We start from the raw sequence: 20,363 nt of genomic DNA, 5'->3' as shown, positions 1-20,363 counted from the left end.
TTTTATCCAGATTCCGAAATCTGGGCGGTAAAATGAGATTGATTTCGGCATTTTCATCGTATCCGATGGATGGTGATGTTAAAGGATTAACAAAAAAACTCAAGTAAGCTGGGCTTTTTTGCTTATATTTGCCGACCGATAAAACGAGAAATATGATATCGATAGAAGGACTTTCGGTTGCATTTGGTGGAAATACGCTGTTCGACAACATTACTTATGTCATCAACAAGAGGGACCGCATCGCCCTGGTCGGGAAGAACGGGGCGGGCAAATCGACTATGCTGAAAATCATAGCCGGGTTGCAGGCGCCTACCTCGGGCTGCGTGAATATGCCGAAGGACCTCACCATAGGTTATCTGCCTCAGCAGATGAACCTGACCGATACCCGCACGGTGATGCAGGAGGCCGAGCAGGCTTTCTCGCACATCTTTGAGCTGCAGGCGCGCATCGAGCGCATGAACAACGAGCTGGCCGAGCGTACCGACTACGAGTCGGCCGACTATCAGGAGCTCATCGAGCGGGTCTCCAATGCCAACGAGCAACTCTCGCTCATCGGGGCTTCCAACTATCAGGCCGAGATTGAGAAGACTTTGATCGGTCTGGGCTTTACCCGCGACGATTTCAATCGCGACACGTCGGAGTTCAGCGGCGGTTGGCGCATGCGTATCGAGCTGGCCAAACTGCTGTTGCAGCGTCCCGACGTGCTGCTGCTCGACGAGCCCACCAACCACCTCGACATCGAGTCGATACAGTGGCTCGAGAACTTTCTGGCCACGCGGGCCAATGCCGTGGTGCTGGTCTCGCACGACCGCGCCTTTATCGACAACGTGACGACCCGTACCATCGAGATTTCGATGGGTCGCATCTACGACTATCAGGTCAACTACTCGCACTATGTGGTGCTGCGGCAAGAGCGTCTGGAGCAACAGCGGCGGGCCTATGAAAACCAGCAGAAACAGATACAGGATACCGAGGCCTTCATCGAGCGGTTCCGCTACAAGGCCACCAAGTCGGTGCAGGTGCAGTCGCGCATCAAGCAACTGGCCAAGCTCGAGCGGGTCGAGGTCGACGAGGTGGATACCTCGCACCTGAACCTGAAGTTCCCGCCGGCTCCCCGGTCGGGCGACTATCCCGTCATTGCCGAGGGGGTGGGCAAGAGCTACGGCGACCATCTGGTCTTTGCCGATGCCACCTTTACCATCAAGCGGGGCGAGAAGGTGGCCTTTGTGGGAAAGAACGGCGAGGGTAAGTCGACCATGGTCAAGTGTATCATGGGCGAGATTTCCCACACCGGTACCCTCAAGATAGGGCACAATGTGAAGATCGGCTACTTTGCCCAGAACCAGGCGAGCCTGCTCGACGAGTCGCTCACCGTGTTCGAGACGATAGACCGCGTGGCGGTGGGCGATATCCGCACCAAGATACGCGACATCCTGGGTGCCTTCATGTTTGGCGGCGAAGCGTCTGACAAGAAGGTGAAGGTGCTCTCGGGTGGCGAGCGCACGCGGTTGGCCATGATACAGCTGTTGCTCGAGCCGGTCAATCTGCTCATCCTCGACGAGCCTACCAACCACCTCGACATGCGCACCAAGGATGTACTGAAACAGGCCATCCGCGATTTCAACGGCACGGTCATCGTCGTGTCGCACGACCGCGAGTTTCTCGACGGGCTGGTGTCGAAGGTTTACGAGTTCGGTGGCGGACGGGTGCGCGAGCATCTGGGCGGCATCTACGACTTCCTCGAGAGCCGCAAGCTCGAATCGCTGCGGGAGCTCGAGCAGCGCAACCCGGCTACGGCGGTGACCGATAAGAAGGTAGCTTCGCCGAAGGCCGAGTCTGCACCTGCCATTTCGGCCGCACCCGAGGGGTCGAAACTCTCGTATGAGGAACAAAAGGAATTGGCACGGCGTTTGCGGAAGGCAGAGAAGGAGGTGGCCGATACCGAAAAGCGGGTGGCCGACCTCGAGGCGCAGATTGCTTCGCTCGAGGAGAAACTCTCTACTCCCGAAGGGGCTGCCGATACCTCGCTCTACGAGCAGCACGGGCAGTTGAAAAAGCAGCTCGACGATGCCATGTGGCAGTGGTCCGAGGCTTCGGAGACGCTGGAGCATTTGCAGAAACAGGGTAAATGAAACACATAAATATATATTGTAAAATGAAAAGAGTAATGATTTTATCGTTTGCAGCAGCTTTGATAGCCACAGGCTGTACAAACAAATCGGTCACCAAGACTCCGGGTATCGACCTGACCAACCTCGATACGACGGTGGCTTGCGGCGACGATTTCTATGAGTATGCGTGCGGCGGATGGATGCAGAAAAATCCGTTGAAACCCGAGTATGCCCGCTATGGCTCTTTCGACCAACTGCGGGAGAACAACCAGGAGCAAATCCGTCTGCTCTTCGATGAGTTGGGCAAACAGAAAGCCGAGCCGGGCAGCGTGGCCCAGAAGATTGGCGACCTCTACAACATGGGGCTAGACAGCGTGCGCCTGAACCAAGAGGGGGCCGCTCCTATTGCCGACGAGCTCAAACGCATCCAGTCGCTTTCGGGCAAAGAGGCCGTGAGTGCCATGATCGGTGAGATGCACCGTACCATGTCGGCTCCGTTCTTCGCCATCTATGTCGATGCCGATGCCAAGAACAGTTCGATGAATATCGCCGGTTGGTACCAGGCCGGTATGAACATGGGCGACCGCGACTACTACGTATCCGACGACGAGAACAGCCGCAAGATTCGCGACAGTTACACCAACTATATCAAGACCCTCTTCACCCTTTCGGGTTATACGCAAGAGGCTGCCGAGCAGGCTGCCGCTACGGTGCTGAAGGTCGAGACGGCTATTGCCAAGGCCGCTTTCACGCGTGAAGAGCTGCGCGACCCGCAAGCCGGTTACAACGTGATGACGGTTGCCGACCTGAAGAAACAGTACGACGGTCTCGACTGGGATGTTTACTTCAAGACCGTAGGTCTCGACAGCATCCAGAAAATCAACATCGGCCAGCCCCGTACGCTCAAGGCCGTGAACGAACTGCTCAAGACGCTGAGCGAGCAGGAGATGCGCGACTATCTGGCCTTCAACTGCATCGACGGTGCCGCTCCCTACCTGAGCGACGATTTCGTAAACGCCCGCTTCGACTTCTATTCCAAGACGCTGTCGGGTAAAGAGCAGATCGAACCCCGCTGGAAACGGGCTCTCAACGTGCCCAACAGCCTGCTCTCCGAAGCCGTCGGCGAAATGTATGTAGCCAAATACTTCCCCCCCGAAGCCAAAGAGCGCATGGTACAGCTCGTAGCCAACTTGCAGACGGCTCTGGGCCAGCACATCGACAGCCTCGAATGGATGAGCGATGCCACCAAAGCCAAGGCTCACGAGAAACTGAATACCTTCTACGTAAAAATCGGTTACCCCGACAAATGGCGCGATTACAGCGGCCTGACCATCGACCCGAAAGAGAGCTACTACGCCAACGTGCGTCGTGCTGCCGAGTTTGAAACGCTCTACTCGCTCAAAGACGAGGGCAAACCTGTCGACAAGACCAAATGGTACATGAGCCCGCAAACGGTGAATGCCTACTACAACCCCACCTCGAACGAGATTTGCTTCCCCGCCGGTATTCTGCAACCGCCCTTCTTTAACTTCGATGCCGACGATGCCGTGAACTACGGTGCTATCGGTGTGGTTATCGGTCACGAGATGACTCACGGATTCGACGACCAGGGCCGTCAATACGACAAGGATGGTAACCTGAACGACTGGTGGACGCCCGAAGATGCCGAGCAGTTCAACCAACGGGCCGAGATTCTGGCCAAACAGTACGACAATATCATCGTGCTCGATACGGTTCATGCCAACGGTCACTTCACGCTGGGCGAGAATATCGCCGACCACGGTGGTCTGCGTGTAGCCTACACGGCATTCCGCAATTCGCTCAACGGGGTAGAGCCTGCCTTGATCGATGGCTTCACTGCCGACCAACGCTTCTACCTGTCGTATGCCAACCTGTGGGCCGGCAACATTCGCGATGCCGAGATTCTGCGTCTGACCAAAATCGACCCCCACTCGCTGGGCCGCTGGCGTGTAAACGCTGCCCTGCGTAATATCGATACCTTCTTCAAGGCATTCAATATCAAAGAGGGCGATCCCATGTATCTGGCTCCTGCCGATCGGGTAATCATCTGGTAATCATCCGAGATTGAGATATGGCAAAGGGCCTGCCGATTGTCGGCAGGCCCTTTGTGTTTTGTGATGGGGCTTTATCGGGAGAGTTGATTCGCGGTGGCGGTGTCGTAGACGATGCGGGCAATTCGGGCAATGAGGGCGGCGTTGGTGGTTTCGCTTTCGCGGGAGTCCTTCACCAAGACGACCAGGAAACAGAGGCGGCCGTCGGGCAGGCAGAAGAAGCTGGCGTCGTTGTCGGCAATCGTCAGGCCATCGGGCAACTGTCCCGAGCTGCCGGTCTTGTGCCCCAGAACAATCTCCGGGGGAAGGCCTGCCCTGATTTTATTGAGCCCTGTCGAGGTCTCGACGAGGGTCGTGCGCATGAAGCGGGTATGCTCCTCGTTCAGCAACGAGCCGTCGAGAATCTTTTGCAGCAGTTGTACCACCGACGAGGGGTGGGCCCAGTTGCGATAGCAGGCGGGTATATCGGCGTGCATCGAGGCCTCGGTCTCGGCGAGGTCGTACCCTGTGATGCCCGCCCGGTCGATACAATGTTTTATCGCCCCGATGCCGCCGGCATAGTCGATGAGGATGTCGCAGGCATTGTTGTCGCTCAAGGCTAGGGCATAGTGCAACAGGTCGGTATACGAGATGCGAAAGTTGCCCGAGGGATAGAGTCCGAGCAGCGGGCTGTAGGTGTCGCGGTGCATTTGGGTAGAGTCGATGGTCAAAGCTTCGTCGAGCCGGGTCCCCTCGGCCTCCATGCGTTGCAGGGCAGCCACGGCCACATGCAGTTTGAATACACTCATGAGCGGGTAGCGCACCGTGTCGTTGAGGGCAAAGTCGTCTCCGTCGATTGAGCAGGCTACACCCACCGTCGCCTTTTTGTCTTGCAAGAGCGTTTCTATTTGTTGCCGGGCAGCCGTAGCCGCCTCGGGCGAGAAGGTTCGGGCCGATACTCCGGCACTCCAGAGGGCTGCTGTTGTGATGAGAATTACAGTTTTTTTGAACATGAAGCGGTATCGATTATTGAGAGGCATAAAGATAGGTCAAACTCGCCTGTCACTGGGGGTGGGTTAGCCATATTTAACAAAAGCAGGCGATGGAATTTTTAATACCACAGCGGCGGTTGAGGCCGAACTTTTTGCCTGTCGTCGGGCAAACGGGTGTCGCGGGAGGAAGAGCGGGGGTGTCTGTATTATGGGAGTTCTGTCTTTTTTGAAGATGAAAAGCAAATTTTTTTCACACTTATATACTTTAATGTACCAACACTAAAAATCAGTTCAAAGTTATAAGTATTCTCCCACATTCCATGCAAATGGTTTGTGGGATTTTCCGTTCAAGTCATTGGATTTTTCTAATAATTTCTCTTGCATACTCCTCTGCAATGTTCTCTGCTGTGGCTCCAATCTCCTCTAATCTTGGGAATTTTCTCACAATAGCACCACGAGCGGTTCCAGACAAATGTGGCAATGCCAAAATGTTCCACAGTCCCATTTTTTTGCACATCCTTTCGGCACTCCTGCCAAGGCACACGATTACAGTAGGTTTTACAATCTCTATCTCTTGTCTCATAATTTCTGCATACTCGTCTATATGAGCACCGGAGAACTCATCGGTTATCTTATGGTCATAGATAAAGAACTTGTTGGCATCAGTCAGATAAATGCCATATCCATTGGCTACTAGTCTCTTTACGAGCAAATCCATCATTTTGCCACCTCTCGCATTCTGTCTATGCTCCAATGAGTGCAAGCCAAATGGACTTGAAATAACCGCATCATAGCATTCTCCATAATACTTGTTGTTCCTCAATGGGTCTTGTGCAACAATCATTATATGCTTGTTGTCTTGAACATTGAACCAAGTGGGCAAGTCCACTCCGATTGCCCCCTTATGCAGTGTCTTGGTGTCAGCGCCTAATTGGGAGTTGCCAATCGGAATGGTCACGGAGGTGGTGTCGTCATATCCACCAAATGGTTTCAAATCCTCTGTAAACACTCCTTGCCATTCTACACAAGTACAGTCATAGTACTTGCGCATCTGTTCATAGCGGTTTTCTATCCTATGCAGATATTCCACACCAAGCAACCTTTCGGCAACAAGGTGTGGAATATCATAGGACAGACCGCATTCGTTACAGAATAGGTCTCGCATAGGCATTTACTTCACTTGTTCCCATTTGAAAAAATGTGGTCTGGCATTTGGCTCATTTATACCGAATTGAGCCCTTATTGCAGTAAGGATTTCTTGTTGACTTGGACAAGAACCAGATTGACTAATTACTTGAATCGTTGCACCTCTTGGAATTTTACCGATTTGGGTTTGTGCAGTACCCTTGAGCAAAAAACTTGGCATAATACTTATGTTATTAGTTTTGCCTACTCTTTGATAAGGTTTTCGGCATCCCCTTGTGGCTGATTGGGGAACAAAAGAAAGTGCAGAGAGCCATTGCTATTTCTTCAGACAGGCTCTGGTAAAGCCTTTGGACTAAATAAGCAACAGCCTCTGCACCATATAGCATAGTGAGAGGTGGCACTTATTCCCGTCCAAGAAAAATTTACCAGATTCGTCTGAAAGGAATAAGGTTCAAACACTTTCGTGTTCTATCCAATATTTAGGTACAAATATATACCTTATTTCTCACCCACGCAAACGGGCAGGGCTGTTGCGAGAACAAAAGTACGAATTAGAAAGCAAACATCTCTTGATGTGTTCTGTCAAACATTGTCTTGGTTGTGACTGTGAAACGCTTTCGGCAATGCTTGCATTTGTATAGACCTTTGAATTCTCCATTGGTCTTCAACTTGTAATGCTCTGCTGATATGCAGCCGCAATGAGGACATACTGGTGTGCCTCTCCATTTTGCCTGTTCAAGAAACTCTCTAAATCCAGTCTCATCTTTTAGAGCATCTCTCATATCATCGAATGATTTGTAAATCTTCATTCTATAGTCTTCGCCTTTGAAATTGTAATTTGATAACATTATTTTGTTATATAAATATAATATGTTTATTTAACATATTAACTATCAATGAGTTATAATTTGATAACATTTTCAAATTATTTTTTCATTGAGTCTATACTAAAAATGGCTGCCTTGTTCGGGCAGCCATTGGCGTATCTGTTACGATGTTGCTAATTATACAAGAAAACGGCGAAATGTTATCAATTTCAAGAAAAAATTTTCAGAAATTTTCAGTTTTCAGGATTTAATCCTCGTAACGGGAGGATATTGGGATAATAAATACCATTATTTGGTACCATTCCCGCCACGAGGGGAAACAAGAAGTATCAAGGATTTAATTCTTGGATTTGGGTTTATTAGAAATATGGCAAAGGAGGCGTTTATTGAAAACTTGTACCACCAAGGCTAAATGATATTTGGCCATTTGGATTATAATCCAGTTCGGCATTAACCATATCACCATTCCAATAAAACATGTGTCTCAACATATAATTATAGTTGTCAATGCAGAACAGAGTAATGGGAATTGTAATGGTTTCACCAATATCTTGAGCGGTAAATTGGAATAGTATTGACTGACCAACAGAAAGTTTAGGTATCAATTGGTAATTTTGGAGGTCATTGGTTGTCATGTGGTCAACATAGGCACCCCATTTCCCTCCACTACCACCTCCACCCCATTGACCATCAATTGGATTAAGAACTAATATCTCGGGGGGGGACATTTCACTACTCGCTCCGCCAAACCGAGAACAGATTTCGTTGTCAGAAAGTTATCTGTTGCCATTGTATCAAAGTTTAATATCTTTGTATATGTATCAAGGCAATGATTTTAGTGTTGGTACATTAAAGTATATAAGTGTGACCCAAAGCTCGTTTCCGCAATGCCAACACGCAGATTAACGAAACATTGACCGAAGAGACCGACAAGAACCTGGTGTTCTGGGTTCCCATAGGTACCGCTTCGGGTGGTAACCCGAATGCACGGCCTAACGGCAAGTTCGATTCCGAAGTATTCAGTATGTGGTCGTATGTTACCCACTATGGCAACTGGACCGCTCCGCAAGGCTGGGTGCCCGGTGGTTTTGCCGATGCCGCCCATAAAAACGGTGTAGGAGTATCGGGTGTGGCCTCTATTCCCTGGGGCAGTTTGTCTTCCGATTGGGCTACCGCTTTGGATAACATGTCCAAGAATGCGACCATTCGTGAGAAGGTAGCCAAATTCCTTCACTATCACGGTGTAGATGGTCTCGGTTACAACTCGGAGTTCAACACTTCGAATACGACGATGCTGTCTAATGTGCGCGCTCTGAACGAAGAGGTACACAAATATTTGACCGAACAAGGAAACCCCGTAGCCGAGAACTTCTGGTATGATGGTACGAACGATAATGGTCAGATCAATTTTGACCAGGGTCTCGGTTCTCACAACAACGAAACCTTTGGCGATGGAGAGCACATCCGTACGTCACTGTTCTTGAACTACAACTGGTGGGGAATTCCGTTGAGCACGTTCAATGAGGCTACAATCAATAGCCAGGCTCCCGGCCGTAGCTTGCTCGACTTGTATGCCGGTTTCAACATGCAGGGTGGCGACCCCTCGACTTGGACGTTACTCGAGGACTACAATGTTTCTATCGGTTTGTGGGGCGCTCACGATTTCAACATGTTGTGGGCCGACCGTGCCAACTATGGCAGTACCGATATGTCGAAACAGTTGGGTTATCAAAATGTAATCGAGCAATTCTTCTCGAACGGCCGTCGTAACCCGATTGACAAGATTGCGGTATTCGATCGTGGCAGCCACCACCCCAACGAAGGCTGGTTCGGTATGTCGGCCTTTATGACCGCTCGCAGCTCGCTCAGCTGGGATTTGGCCACCGAGCCGTTCATCACCTATTTCAATCTGGGTAACGGTCAGTTCTTCAACTGGATGGGCGAACGTCAGAACGACAACGAGTGGTACAACATTGGTGTACAAGACTATCTGCCTACCTGGCGTTTCTGGTTTGCTTCCGAGTTCTTGGGCAAAACGGCCGACAAGGTGGTTGCCAATGGTCTGGATGCCAAGTTTACCTTCGACGATGCTTATGTAGGCGGTTCGTGTCTGCGCATCTTCGGTTCGACAGCCGATGAATATCTGCACCTCTTCAAGACGGCTTTCACGCTGGCTTCGGGCGATAAGATTACGGTTCGTTACAAATTGATCCGTGGTCAGGCCGACATCAATCTGGCTCTCTCTGCCGTTGGTGACGAGACCACAATTCTGCGTGAGTCTGGTTTCAAGGTATTGACGGTTGCCGATAGCGAGGCCGACGACGAAATGTGGGTAGAGAAGACCTTTACAATCAGTGGTACTTTGGCTTCGCTGGCCAACCGGAATATTGCCATGGTTGCTCTCCACTTTGAGAACGCCGAGAATCTGGAACTCTACTTGGGCGAATTCTCGATTACGCGTAACGAGATGACTACACCTGCCGCTCCTGTCATCAAGATAGCCAAAGTGCTGGCTTCTCACTACAAGGGCGTAGATGCCAAGGTCATCTTCGAAATGAACAATACCAAGCCTCTGGGCGAGCCGGTTTACAACCTCGATGTAAACGCTTCGATGTTCAAGCTCTATGCTCAACAAGAGAATGAAGAGCCTATCTTTATGGGTATCACTACGTCGTGGGCCGGTATGTACTATTCGATTCCTACCAACTTGCAGGGTTCTGACCGCATCCGTCTGGGTGTTGCTGCCGTTTCGGTCGACATGAAGAGCGATTCCGAAATCTCCTGGAGCGAGTATATGGATATGGGTGAGTACACGACGACCGACGACATTCAAATCGACAAGACGACAATCAAACCGAACGAGAGCTTCGAAATCTCTTACGTCGATCCTCGTCACGACCCTGCCGACTGGAAACTGCTCAACAGCGACGGCGAGACTGTAAAACAAGCTACCAATACGACGGTATTCTCGGTAGAAGACGGTATCTCTGAGATTGGTGGTTATGACCTGCAGGTAACTTGCAACGGTCAAACATCTACTTTCGGCTACTATGTACAGATTACGAGCGAGTCCGTAGGTGCTCTGCCCGAAATCTATACGCTGACGGTTGACGGCGAAGAGACTTCGGCTGCCGAAGTGAAGGTAGACCTCGACCAAACGCTCACACTGGGTTATACCGGTAGAAAAGCCGATGGTGCCTCGTCGCGCGGTATCGAAATCAACGACAGCTGGATTGGCGGTAACCTGAATGAAGCAGGTATCGTAGGTGGTAAATCCTTCTCGGTATCGGCTTGGGTTCGCTTTACTACGTTGCCCGAGTCTTCTGCCTTCTTCAGCATCGAGAACCGTGCGGGTGGATGGCCTGTAAACAACTGGGGCTGGATGTGGTCTAACATTACCAGCGAAGGCCGGGTTACCGCCTATACGGTTCGTGGTGACGGTAATGCTTCTCCGGTTGCCGTGAACTATACCTTCCCCAATACGATTGTATCGCCCAATGCTTGGAACCATGTAGTTCTTACCTTCGAGTATAACGATCAAGGTCAATTCCGCTCGCTCTTCTACCTGAATGGTGTTCTGCAAGAGTCTACCTGGACCTACGGTTCTTCTGCAAGTGGAAAAACCGAGGATTGGGTTCCCAAGGCAAGTTACGATGTTTCGGCTTCCGACTGGTTCTGCTTCGCCGGTGGTCGTGGTGAACAACCGGTTACCAACAACGGTATCGTTGACGACCTGTTGATTTGGGACGGTGGCATGACTCAAGAAGAGGTGAATCAAGTGAAAGCCGGTCTCGATGCTTCTGACCTGCCCGACAAGGTAATCGCTTACTGGGATTTTGAAACCGATGCCAACGACCAGAATTATTTCTTGTCGAAAGGTTCGAAAGAGGGTGCAAAAGCCTGCTCGTTCAAACTGGTAGCTTCGACGGCTCAAGGTTCGGGTGTGCAAACTCCGCAAAGACCGCTCTACATCTCGGGTTGTCCGTTTATTGCCGGTACTGCTTTCCAGGTAGAAACTCTCCCGACGTGGACTGCCAAACGTGGCGAGCTCTCCGAATCGACCGGTACCGATACCGAAGGTTCTACGAAGCTGACTTACAGCAAGAGCGGTGATTATACCGTTACCTTGACGCTTGAGAATACGCTCGGCTCAGACACGAAGTCCTATCCGGTATTCCTGGTCGATCAGAAAGATGCCGTAGAAGATGGCGTAGCCGATGAGATGCGCACCTATACGGTTGAAGATCTCCTCTTTGTAGAGTTTGCCGAAGCCGGTGCTTATCAAGTAGGCGTATACAATGTTTCGGGTATGCTTGTGGCTCAGGAAGAGGCTACGGTAGCTGCCGGCCAGCACATGAGCATTACGCTCGGGGCCAAGGGCGTTTACGTGGTTAAGGTGATGAAAGAGGGTAAAGTGGTTCGCACGGTTAAGGTGCTGAATCGCTAAGCCGATAATGCCTTTTCCCCGACGGGTGTCCTGGCTTCGGAGCCGGGTTGCCGCGGGATAAGGCCATAAAGTCCAAGCGGGGGCTGTGTCGTCGTAGACGATGCAGCCCTCTCTTTTTGTATCCGGGTGCATGGGGCGGGAGATGTGAGCGGGCCGCTCGATAAGTGTGCCGTATAATTTTGATTTCTATTCGGCTTGTACTACTTTTGTCCATCATGTCATTGCCCGTCTGTTTTGCCCCGTTGCAAGGGTATACCGATGCGGTGTACCGTTGTGCCCACGCCTCGCTTTTCGGTGGGGTGGCTGCCTTTTACACGCCGTTTGTCCGCATCGAGAAAGATGATTTTCGCCGGAAGGATTTGCGCGATATTGCTCCCGAAAATAACCGGGGTATGACGGTGGTGCCGCAGTTGATAGCCTCGCAGCCCGACGAGTTGTGCCGGTTGGTCGACGGTATAGCGGCCTGCGGGTATCGGCGTATCGACCTCAATCTGGGGTGCCCGTTTCCCATCCTGGCGAAGCGGCACAAAGGGTCGGGCATCTTGCCTTTCCCCGACGAGGTGGAGCGGCTGTTGCGCCCGCTCGAGGGGTATGGCGGGATAGATTTCTCGGTGAAGATGCGGCTGGGGTGGGAGAGCCCCGACGTGTCGTTGCGCCTGTTGCCGCTGCTCAAGAGCTCGCCGGTGCGACAGATTACGCTCCACGCCCGGGTGGGGCGGCAGCAGTATAAGGGCGAGCCCGACCTCGACGGCTTTGCCCGGTTCTACGAGGCGTGTCACCTTCCGCTGGTCTATAATGGCGACTTGACTACGGTCGAGGCGATGAGGAGCATCGAGCAGCGCTTCCCCCGGCTCTCTGGCCTGATGGTGGGGCGGGGATTGCTGGCTCGTCCCTGGTTGGCCGAGGCCTATGCCGGCGACGGAGCGATGCCGCCCGATGGTTACGCCCGGGTGGCCCGGCTGCACGACCAGGTGTTCACCCGCTATGCCGGGGTGTTGCAGGGGGTGCATCAGTTGCTCGCCCGCATGGCTACGTTTTGGGAGTATCTGTTGCCCGACGTGGACCGGCGGTTGAAGAAGCGGGTGTTGAAGGCGCGGTCGGTCGAGGAGTATACCGGGGCGGTGCAGAATCTGTGGCACTCGTTGGAAGAAAACCGGTAGGCGGGTAGGGATTTTTGTGCGGAGGGGCGTTATATCTTCAAAATCATCAGGCAGGTGTCGAGGCGTTGTTCCGGCGAAATTCCCGGCTTTTATTTGCTTTTGCGTTTTTCTTTCACTATCTTAGCCAAAAAGGAAGCCGTTTGGGCTTGTCGCTTTGTATGCCGCCTATTTGTAACACTACCTAAAACGCTCCATTATGGAAAAAGAGATTGTGTTGTATCGTACGTTCGACTCGTCGGTCGAAGCGAATATCGTGAAAGATGTGTTGGAGACAAACGGTGTGCCTTGTTTCCTGTCGAACGAGATTTTCTCGAGTGTGCTGCCGCTGACCAATTCGTCGGTGGGGGCCATCCGGCTCAATGTCTTTGCCGAAGATGTGGACAAGGCCGACATGATTTTGAGCAGCACGACACTCCCCGAGAGTAAAGAGTAACTGTTTTTTCCCGAATTCTTTCTGCTTGTTTTGGACGCCGCGTGCTTACCCCACGAGCACATGGCCGGCATCGGGTGCACCCTTGACCGTTTCGCTCGCTTTGGGGGCGAATTGGGCCGCAATACCCTGTTTTATCTTGAAGCCGGTGATTGCTACGAGTATCGACATGAGGGGGCTCAGCAGGTTGAAGAAACAGTAGGGCAGGTAGGTGAGCGTGCCTACACCCAGCACGGTAGCCTGGGTCATGCCGCACGAGTTCCAGGGGATGAGCACCGAGGTGACCGTCACCGAGTCTTCCACCGTGCGGCTGAGCAGCCGGCTCTCCAGCCCGCGGTTGTGATACAGATCCTTGAACAGATTGCCCGTGAGGATAATCGACAGATACTGGTCGGCCGTGCAGGCGTTGAAGAAGAGGCCGGCCCCAACGGTCGAGCATACGGCGCTCTTGGGCTTGTGTACGAACCGCACGAAGAGGTTGGTGATGCTGCTTATCATGTGGCTGGCCGACATCACTCCCCCGAAGCACATGGCGCAGATGATGAGCCAGATGGTGTCCATCATGCCCCGCATGCCCCGGGTAGCCACCAGCGCGTCGATTTCGGGGTGGCCCGTCGAGAGGGCGGTGCTGCCGAAGACCGACGTCATCAGGGCCTTGAAGCCGGTGGCGAAGTCGAGGGTATCGCTCTGGGCGATTTGCAGCAGAACGTGGGGCTGGAAAATGAGTATGCAGATACCGGCCACAACCGACGAGATGAAGAGGGTGATGATGGTCGGTAGCTTGACTACGATCAGGATTCCGGTGATGAGAGGCACCAGCAACAGCCAGGGCGAGAGGTTGAACTTCTGGGCCAGTGTGTCGGCAAAGAGGGCACTCTGGGCGCTGTCGGTGTGGCTCATCGTCAGTCCGGCCACCGTGAAGATAACGAGGGTAATGACTATCGACGGCACGGTGGTAACCAGCATGTAGCGTATGTGGGTGAAGAGTTTGGTACCCGTGGTCGACGAGGCGAGCACGGTGGTGTCGGAGAGCGGCGAAATCTTGTCGCCGAAGTAGGCCCCCGAGATGATGGCGCCGGCAATCCATCCGGTGTCGAATCCCATGGCCTTGCCTATGCCCAGCAGAGCCACACCTATGGTGGCGATGGTGGTCCAGGAGCTGCCCGTGATGACCGAGACTATGGCGCAGATGATGCAGCACGAAGCCAGGAAGAAGCGCGGCGAGAGGATGTGCAGGCCGTAGGAGATGAGCGTAGGCACCACGCCGCTGAGCATCCAGGTGCCCGAGATGGCCCCGATGAGCAGCAGGATGATGATGGCCGGGGTCACCTTCTTGATGTTTTTGGCCATGCCCTCCTCGAGTACGCTCCATTTGTAGTTATACAGTCCCATGGCCAGGGCCACGCATACGGCCGAGGCGACGAGCAGCGACACTTGGCTGCCGCCCATCAGGGCATCGCTCCCGAAGATGGGGATGACCATGGCCAGCAGGGCCACCAGTACAACCAGCGGGATGATAGCGATGAGGGGCGCAGGTATTTTGGTTTTCTCGTTCATGTCGGTTTTATTCTGATTTCGTTTGCAAATGTAATAATAATGCAAATATTAGCGGCTGTTTTTCGGGAATATTTGAATATATACACGTATTTTTATCGTATTATATAATAAATATACATTTATATGTAGAAAAAAGACCGAACAGAAACTGACGGTTTCTATCCGGTCGGGGTCGTATGAGTATGAATGTCGTGTATCAGAAGTGGAGCATCACGCCGGCTGAGAAGCTGCGCATCTGGGGACCACGGCTCTGCTGCAAGACGTTGAAGGGCGAGAGCTTCACGTAGAAGCCGAAGGTACCGTATCCGCCCTGGGCCATGATGTCGAGGTTGATGGGGTTGGGCTTGATGCCCTTTTCGAAGAGTTGTATCTTCTGGCCGTCGGCGGTGGTATATTTGGTTTTGGTGCTGCTGTAAGTCTTGATGCCAATGACGGGACCCAGCGAGAAGAAGATGGGGCCGTGCAGGAATTTGTGGGTTTGCCACTCGAAGAGCAGAGGCACGGTGAGGTCGACGGTCTTCAATCGCGAGAAGTCGAGGTCGGCACCCTCGGGGCAGGGCACGACGCTTATTTTCCCCTCCTGTTTGACGAAGTAGCGGTTTTCGTTCATGACGTAGTTGCGCCAGTCGATACCCAAGCCGGTGACGAATCCCCAGTTGTTGCCGCTGATGGGAGTATAGACGGTGATGAAGTTCCAGAAAATTTCGAACGAACCCGAGAAGTCGAGCGAGATGCCGTTGGGGTTGTTGAGGAAACGCATGCCGTTACCCATGCCGTTGCAGAAGCCGAAGCCTACGCCCGACCAGTGCGGGTCGAAGCGCTTGCGTTTCTTCGCCTTGTTGCCTGTGATGAGGTCGGAGAAGGGGAACGCTACCGACTCGGAGAGTTCCCACGAGGTTTGCCGTTTGCCGTCGGCGTAGCGCGACTCGTAGAATTTCTGGTAGGGTGTATCCCCTTCGAAAACCTTGACCGATACGATGTCGGCCGAGTCTTTGATTTGAATCTCTTTTTGGTTGAAGTAGACGGTGGTGTCGCGTTCGATGTCGGCCGCCACGACAGGCAGGGCGAGCAGGAGCGCAGGCAAGAGCGTAAGAATAGGTTTCATATCGATATTGTTTTTTTATTGTTTCTTGTTGATAAAGAGTTTGATGAGTCGGTCGAGCTGCGTGTGGCCCTCGAGGTAGATGAGGGTGGCATCGTCGGGCGACAGCTTGCGGAAGAGGATAAACCGGTTCTCTCCGCCCGGTGAGGCCGGGGGCAGTTGGTAGTAGCCGGCTATGGTGTTGTTGCCCGATTTCACCGTTTCGCTGTTGTTGGCCTTGGAGCTGTCGGCTCGCACGGCCGCTTCGAAGAGGGCCACGTCGTCGGGGCGGTCGGTAATGGCGATGCTGCGGAAGAGCGAGAGGTGGTACTCCTTCAGTTTATCCCCCTTGATGAGGACGACAACCGCCTGCTTGTCGTGGTTGTACTGCCCCGCGAAGAGGGGGGCGATGGCCAGACCTTCCTGAGCCTGTGCAACCGATGTGCCGACGAGCAGCAGGCTTGTGATGAGTATTTTGTATAACCGTTTCATAACGAGCATGTTTAAGGTATGGATTCGAGGGGTGAGAAGATGGCGTCGAGCTGACTCTCTACGGCGACATCGGTCGAGGCAAACTGCGATACCGACTGTTGCATCTGCGAGATTACCGCTTCGGGGTCGGTCTGTTTTTCGCCATAGACATAGGCTACACAGGTATCGCGTGGTGCCGTGGTGTAGTAGACGATTCCGCCTCCCAGCATCAGGGCTATGCAGGCGGCAGCCGCCCAGACCCGCAGCGCGTGGTGCCGGGTGGCATGCACGCGGGGAGCCGTCTGACGCCGGCCCATCTGGGTGTAGGCGAGTACGGCCCGGGTGTCGTCGTAGCGGTCGTCGGCCTCTCCCGAGAAGAGGAACTTTCGCAACTCCTCCTCTTCGTGCAGCGAGGTTTCGCCGGCGTAGTATCGCTCGATGAGCTGCTCCCAGTCGTGAGGGGTGCGGGTGCTGTGTGTCGATGATTTACCGGTCATGGTCGTATTGTTTTTTATATTGTTCGCGTATGGTCTTGCGGGCTCTCGACAGATTCATGCGTACGGCTGTCGGCTGCATCTGCAGCTCTTGGGCAATCTCTTCGATTTCGAGTCCGCGGAAGTCGCGCATCTCGAGTATGGTCCGCTGGTTCTCGGTCAGGGCACTGTCGATGAGTTGCCGTACTGCCTTGAACCGCTCGGCTACGGCGTCGCTCTCGGCAGTCGTTTCGTCGTCGCAGCTATCGCACTGGTCGGGGTCGTACTCGGTGAAACGGGACTTTTGCCGGGCCCGGTCGATGCAGAGGTTGCGGGTGGTGGTGACCGTCAGGGCCGAGGCCTCCTGTTCGTTCCGAATCTTGTCCCGCAGGGGCCACAGGCGGCAAAAGGCATCCTGTATGGCATCGGAGGCGTCGTCTTCGTCTTGAAGAATGCGGCGCGACATCGACAGCAGATTGTCTCGCAAACGCGTGAAAGCCGATAGCAGCGGTTCCTGTTTCATTGTCGGGGTTTGAACGACTTGGGTTTCTCTTTTTGTTTTCTGTAAATGTAACGAACGGCAATCGGCTTTGTAACAGAAAAAGCGGAAAAATTTTTATCGGTCGGGCGATGACAGGGCACAACGGGGTCGGGCGCTATGACGCCGGATAGAGGTTCGCCGTTGACGAACAGTTGGTTAGAAGTCGAATCGCAGACCGGCCTGCAGATTGAGGTTGAAGGGCTTTTCCTTGCGGATGGTCGAGACCTGCGACCCGTCGTCGAAGTAGTAGGCCACGCCCGGTTCGGCGTAGAGGTTGACGTGAGGCGCCAGCTTGAGGGTGATGCCGATGGCTGCCGATACCGACCATTGCAGCGGGTCGATGCTCAGCCGCTCGTCCTGATTGAGCGACGGGCGATCGTTGGCTTCGTAGTGCGACGACAGGCTGCCATAGATGCACTTCTCGGCCATGCCGCCCCCGATGACATAGAGGTTGAAATAGCGCTTGCGCAGAAAATTCCATTGCAGCTTCAGGGGGATACCCAGGTAGTGCAACTGCTGTTTCTGGGTGTAGTAGGCGGCATCGCCGGCCATGAGGTCGGAGGCGAGGTAGGTATATACCAGTCCCGTTTCGAGAGCGAGAGCCGGGTTGAGCGACTTTTGCACCGTGACGCCTACCGAGATGGGGAAGTGGTGCTTCACGTCGGTGGTAGGTTGGGCGTTGATATTTTGCAGCATGATTTGCTGGTAGGGTGATGCCGATGCCTCCTTGCCGTTGGGCGTCACGCCCGTTTCGGGCGAAGGAAGGCTGGCCATCTCGGCCGTAGCGTAGGGGGCCAGGTTGCCGAATCCGTTGCGGTTGTCTGCGGCGGTAATGAGGCTGTTGCCCAGCGAGAGCCCCACGGTCCAGCCACCGCTTGTGCGGGTTTGCGTGCGGGCCGGGCGGTAGGCGGTCTGTTCGCTCTCGCCCGAGCGGGGGTAGAGCGTGTAGCCCTCGCGCGTACGCGGCGAAGGTGTTGCCGGTTGTGCCGGCTGCTCATGAGCTTCTGCCTCGTAGCCCGGTGCCGGTTGGCCGGTTGTGGAGGTGGTGTCGGGTATGACCCGTTGTAGTTCGACTGTCGGTTCGCTCTCCGCAGTTGGCAGGGAAGCGGCTGGGGTAACAGTCCGACGGGCTGCTCGAGCCGTATGGCCGTTTACAGACGATTGGGTCTGGGCATAGAGCGGGGGTTCCGGGTCGGGGTTAATCGCCTCGATGGAGTGGTCGGGATTGGGCTGGCCCGTTGTCGGTCGGTTGTCCTGAGCCGTTTGTAGCGGAGTCTCGTGGGCGGGTATTCCCGGCGAGAGATATTGCAGCCCGACGAAGCATCCTATCAGAATGGCTGCACAGGCCGCGGCAGCCCACAGCACGGCCCGCCGGCCCACGCGCACCCGGGGAGCCAGCTCTTCACTCAGCTCCTCCCAGACCTCGGGCGGGGGCGTGACCGAATAGTGGTCGAGCTGTTCTTGCCAGCTCTTTCGCCAGTCGTTGCTGTTTTTATTCGTCTCCATGTTGTGCCAAATATCTTTTTATTCGACTCATCAATAAGGTGCGTGCCCGGTATAGCTGCGACGAGGAGCTTTTCTCGTTGATGTGCAGCAGGCGGGCAATCTCCTTGTGCGACTTGTTCTCGAACGTGTAGAGGTTGAATATCGTACGGTAGCCGTCGGGCAGCTCGGCAATGAAGCGGAGCAAGACCTCGGGGGCGATTTGTTGCACCAGACCGTCGTCGGTCGAGTCGGGGTCGGCCACCTCGGGAGCCTCGTCGAGGTCGACATCGAGGTGCTGCGCCTGTTTCCGCGCCTCTTCCAGCGCCGTGTTTACCATGATGCGGCTCAACCACGCTTTCAAAGAACCCTCACCCCGGTAGTCGAACTTGTCGAGCGAGGTGAATGCCTTGAGGAATCCGTCGTGAAGCAGGTCTTTGGCTGTCTCGCGGTTGCCGGCGTATCGGATGCAGAGGGCAAACATCTCGCCGGCATACCGTCGGTAGAGTTCGGCTTGCGCCGAGGGCTCCTTCTGCTTGCAACGCGCTACCAGCTCTGCTTCGTTCATGGTGAGAATCCTGTTATTGAATAAATGCAACGATGTAAAAATACTGCATGGCGGGCGATAGAAAAATTGTTTTTCACTCTTTAACAGTAGCCGGTGCAGTATTTGGGGATAGGGCCCGTTTATCCCATAAAAAGCGAATAAAATTAAATACGAGAAGATATGAAAATGAAACACATGTTGTGGACCGGATTACTGGGTGTAATCCTGTCGTGCGGGTTGACCTCCTGCGGCGATGACGAAGATGGTTATTACGTGCCCTATTCCTATGCTGTGGGCGATATGGTGGTCGAGGAGGGACACTCTCCCTATATACAGCTCGATGATAAAAAGACCATGTTCCCCTCGAACGGCGACCGGTTGCCGAGTTACCTGACCAAGAACGGCAAGCGGGTGATTGTCAACTTCACCTTTCTCGACGGGCAGCGCGAGGGGTACGACTACTACATTGTGGTTAACGACATCGATTCGGTACTGGTGAAGAATGTGATACCTATTACTCCCGAAACGACCGACAGCATAGGCAACGACCCGATGAACATATTGAGCATGTGGACGAGCGAAAAGTACCTGACGGTACAATTCGAAACGCGCGGTCTCGGTAGGGAGAAGCACATGATTAATCTGGTGCGCGACTATTCCGAAGCCGCCGCGCTCGACGAGGAGGGCTACCTGCACCTCAACTTGCGGCACAACCGCATGGACGATCCCGACCTGGACCATTTCCTGTGGGGGGTAGCTTCGTTCCGCATGGACGATATAAAGCGTGAATTCCCCGACATAAAGGGGTTGAAAATCGAGGTTCGCACGCTGCATGACGGTACCCGCGACTACACCTGCGACTTCGACTATACCGTAGGTTCCGGCTCTACAACCACCGGGACCAGCGAGCGAAGTCTGACCGCCACCTCGGTACGATAGACAGAGAGTAAGTAAGAAGATAGTGTGGCACGAGGGGTTGTGACGGAACGCAAGTTCACGTACACAACCCCTCGTTGTATCTATTCTGCGCTATCTGGGATAACAGGG

The 20,363-nt window shown here is 53.7% G+C and carries 17 protein-coding genes and 1 pseudogene; 6 read left to right on the top strand and 12 right to left on the bottom strand.

Features of this window, described 5'->3' with window-relative positions:
* Positions 1 to 152: 152 nt before the first annotated feature.
* Both B5F38_RS06960 and B5F38_RS06955 read left to right on the top strand, forming a co-directional pair.
* Entirely contained in the window at positions 153 to 2,132 is a 1,980-nt protein-coding gene (locus B5F38_RS06960; RefSeq protein WP_087408566.1) for an ABC-F family ATP-binding cassette domain-containing protein, read from the top strand.
* A 23-nt stretch (positions 2,133 to 2,155) separates the two neighbouring features.
* Entirely contained in the window at positions 2,156 to 4,186 is a 2,031-nt protein-coding gene (locus B5F38_RS06955; protein WP_087408565.1) for a M13 family metallopeptidase, read from the top strand.
* A gap of 71 nt (positions 4,187 to 4,257) precedes the next feature.
* On the opposite strand, the gene bla is transcribed toward B5F38_RS06955, so the two are convergent.
* From bla to B5F38_RS06935, 5 genes and pseudogenes are all read right to left on the bottom strand, one after another.
* Positions 4,258 to 5,175, bottom strand: coding sequence for a class A beta-lactamase (gene bla, locus B5F38_RS06950; protein WP_087408564.1), 918 nt, complete (start codon positions 5,173 to 5,175; stop codon positions 4,258 to 4,260).
* A gap of 331 nt (positions 5,176 to 5,506) precedes the next feature.
* Complete coding sequence (locus tag B5F38_RS06945; RefSeq protein ID WP_087408563.1) at positions 5,507 to 6,325, bottom strand: uracil-DNA glycosylase family protein; 819 nt, start codon at positions 6,323 to 6,325, stop codon at positions 5,507 to 5,509.
* Positions 6,326 to 6,520, bottom strand: a complete 195-nt coding sequence (locus B5F38_RS14265; RefSeq protein WP_143240929.1) for a hypothetical protein — start codon at positions 6,518 to 6,520, stop codon at positions 6,326 to 6,328.
* Between the two features lie 352 nt (positions 6,521 to 6,872).
* Positions 6,873 to 7,148: pseudogene (locus B5F38_RS06940) on the bottom strand (transposase); the annotation flags it as partial.
* Positions 7,149 to 7,510: 362 nt separating this feature from the next.
* The gene (locus B5F38_RS06935; protein ID WP_087408561.1) at positions 7,511 to 7,855 is read right to left on the bottom strand and encodes a hypothetical protein; all 345 of its coding nucleotides are present in this window, start codon (positions 7,853 to 7,855) and stop codon (positions 7,511 to 7,513) included.
* A gap of 185 nt (positions 7,856 to 8,040) precedes the next feature.
* Between B5F38_RS06935 and B5F38_RS06930 the strand changes: the two genes are divergently transcribed.
* The 3 genes from B5F38_RS06930 (at position 8,041) to B5F38_RS06920 (ending at position 13,167) form a co-directional block, all read left to right on the top strand.
* Positions 8,041 to 11,574 carry a LamG-like jellyroll fold domain-containing protein gene (locus tag B5F38_RS06930; RefSeq protein WP_241147822.1) on the top strand — a complete coding sequence of 1,178 codons (3,534 nt, stop codon included), beginning with the start codon at positions 8,041 to 8,043 and terminating at the stop codon, positions 11,572 to 11,574.
* A gap of 215 nt (positions 11,575 to 11,789) precedes the next feature.
* Positions 11,790 to 12,734, top strand: coding sequence for a tRNA-dihydrouridine synthase family protein (locus B5F38_RS06925; RefSeq protein WP_087408661.1), 945 nt, complete (start codon positions 11,790 to 11,792; stop codon positions 12,732 to 12,734).
* Between the two features lie 196 nt (positions 12,735 to 12,930).
* Positions 12,931 to 13,167 (top strand): DUF2007 domain-containing protein, encoded by a 237-nt coding sequence (locus B5F38_RS06920; protein WP_087408559.1) that lies wholly within the window; start codon positions 12,931 to 12,933, stop codon positions 13,165 to 13,167.
* 45 nt (positions 13,168 to 13,212) lie between these two features.
* Here B5F38_RS06920 and B5F38_RS06915 read toward each other — a convergent pair whose 3' ends face one another.
* The 7 genes from B5F38_RS06915 to B5F38_RS06885 form a co-directional block, all read right to left on the bottom strand.
* A complete protein-coding gene (locus tag B5F38_RS06915; protein WP_255376497.1) occupies positions 13,213 to 14,751 on the bottom strand; it encodes a Na+/H+ antiporter NhaC family protein in 1,539 nt (512 codons plus the stop codon).
* A gap of 166 nt (positions 14,752 to 14,917) precedes the next feature.
* A complete protein-coding gene (locus B5F38_RS06910; protein ID WP_087408558.1) occupies positions 14,918 to 15,826 on the bottom strand; it encodes a hypothetical protein in 909 nt (302 codons plus the stop codon).
* Positions 15,827 to 15,841: 15 nt separating this feature from the next.
* On the bottom strand, positions 15,842 to 16,294 hold the full coding sequence (locus B5F38_RS06905; RefSeq protein WP_143240928.1) for a DUF6108 family protein: 453 nt from the start codon (positions 16,292 to 16,294) through the stop codon (positions 15,842 to 15,844).
* A gap of 11 nt (positions 16,295 to 16,305) precedes the next feature.
* Complete coding sequence (locus B5F38_RS06900) at positions 16,306 to 16,770, bottom strand: hypothetical protein (protein ID WP_087408556.1); 465 nt, start codon at positions 16,768 to 16,770, stop codon at positions 16,306 to 16,308.
* Positions 16,760 to 17,269, bottom strand: a complete 510-nt coding sequence (locus tag B5F38_RS06895; protein ID WP_087408555.1) for a sigma-70 family RNA polymerase sigma factor — start codon at positions 17,267 to 17,269, stop codon at positions 16,760 to 16,762. Before B5F38_RS06895 ends, B5F38_RS06900 begins: the two co-directional genes overlap by 11 nt.
* A 174-nt stretch (positions 17,270 to 17,443) precedes the next feature.
* Positions 17,444 to 18,793: an outer membrane beta-barrel protein gene (locus B5F38_RS06890; protein WP_087408554.1), complete on the bottom strand. Its 1,350-nt coding sequence runs from the start codon at positions 18,791 to 18,793 to the stop codon at positions 17,444 to 17,446.
* Entirely contained in the window at positions 18,780 to 19,337 is a 558-nt protein-coding gene (locus B5F38_RS06885) for a sigma-70 family RNA polymerase sigma factor (RefSeq protein WP_087408553.1), read from the bottom strand. Before B5F38_RS06885 ends, B5F38_RS06890 begins: the two co-directional genes overlap by 14 nt.
* A 159-nt stretch (positions 19,338 to 19,496) precedes the next feature.
* Here B5F38_RS06885 and B5F38_RS06880 point away from each other — a divergent pair, with 159 nt between their 5' ends.
* Entirely contained in the window at positions 19,497 to 20,255 is a 759-nt protein-coding gene (locus B5F38_RS06880; protein ID WP_087408552.1) for a NigD-like protein, read from the top strand.
* Positions 20,256 to 20,363: the final 108 nt, after the last annotated feature.

Source organism: Barnesiella sp. An22 (genome assembly GCF_002159975.1).
Classification (GTDB): domain Bacteria; phylum Bacteroidota; class Bacteroidia; order Bacteroidales; family Barnesiellaceae; genus Barnesiella; species Barnesiella merdigallinarum.
The sequence above is the reverse complement of the archived record's forward strand: the minus strand, read 5'-3'. Positions and strand labels throughout refer to the sequence as shown.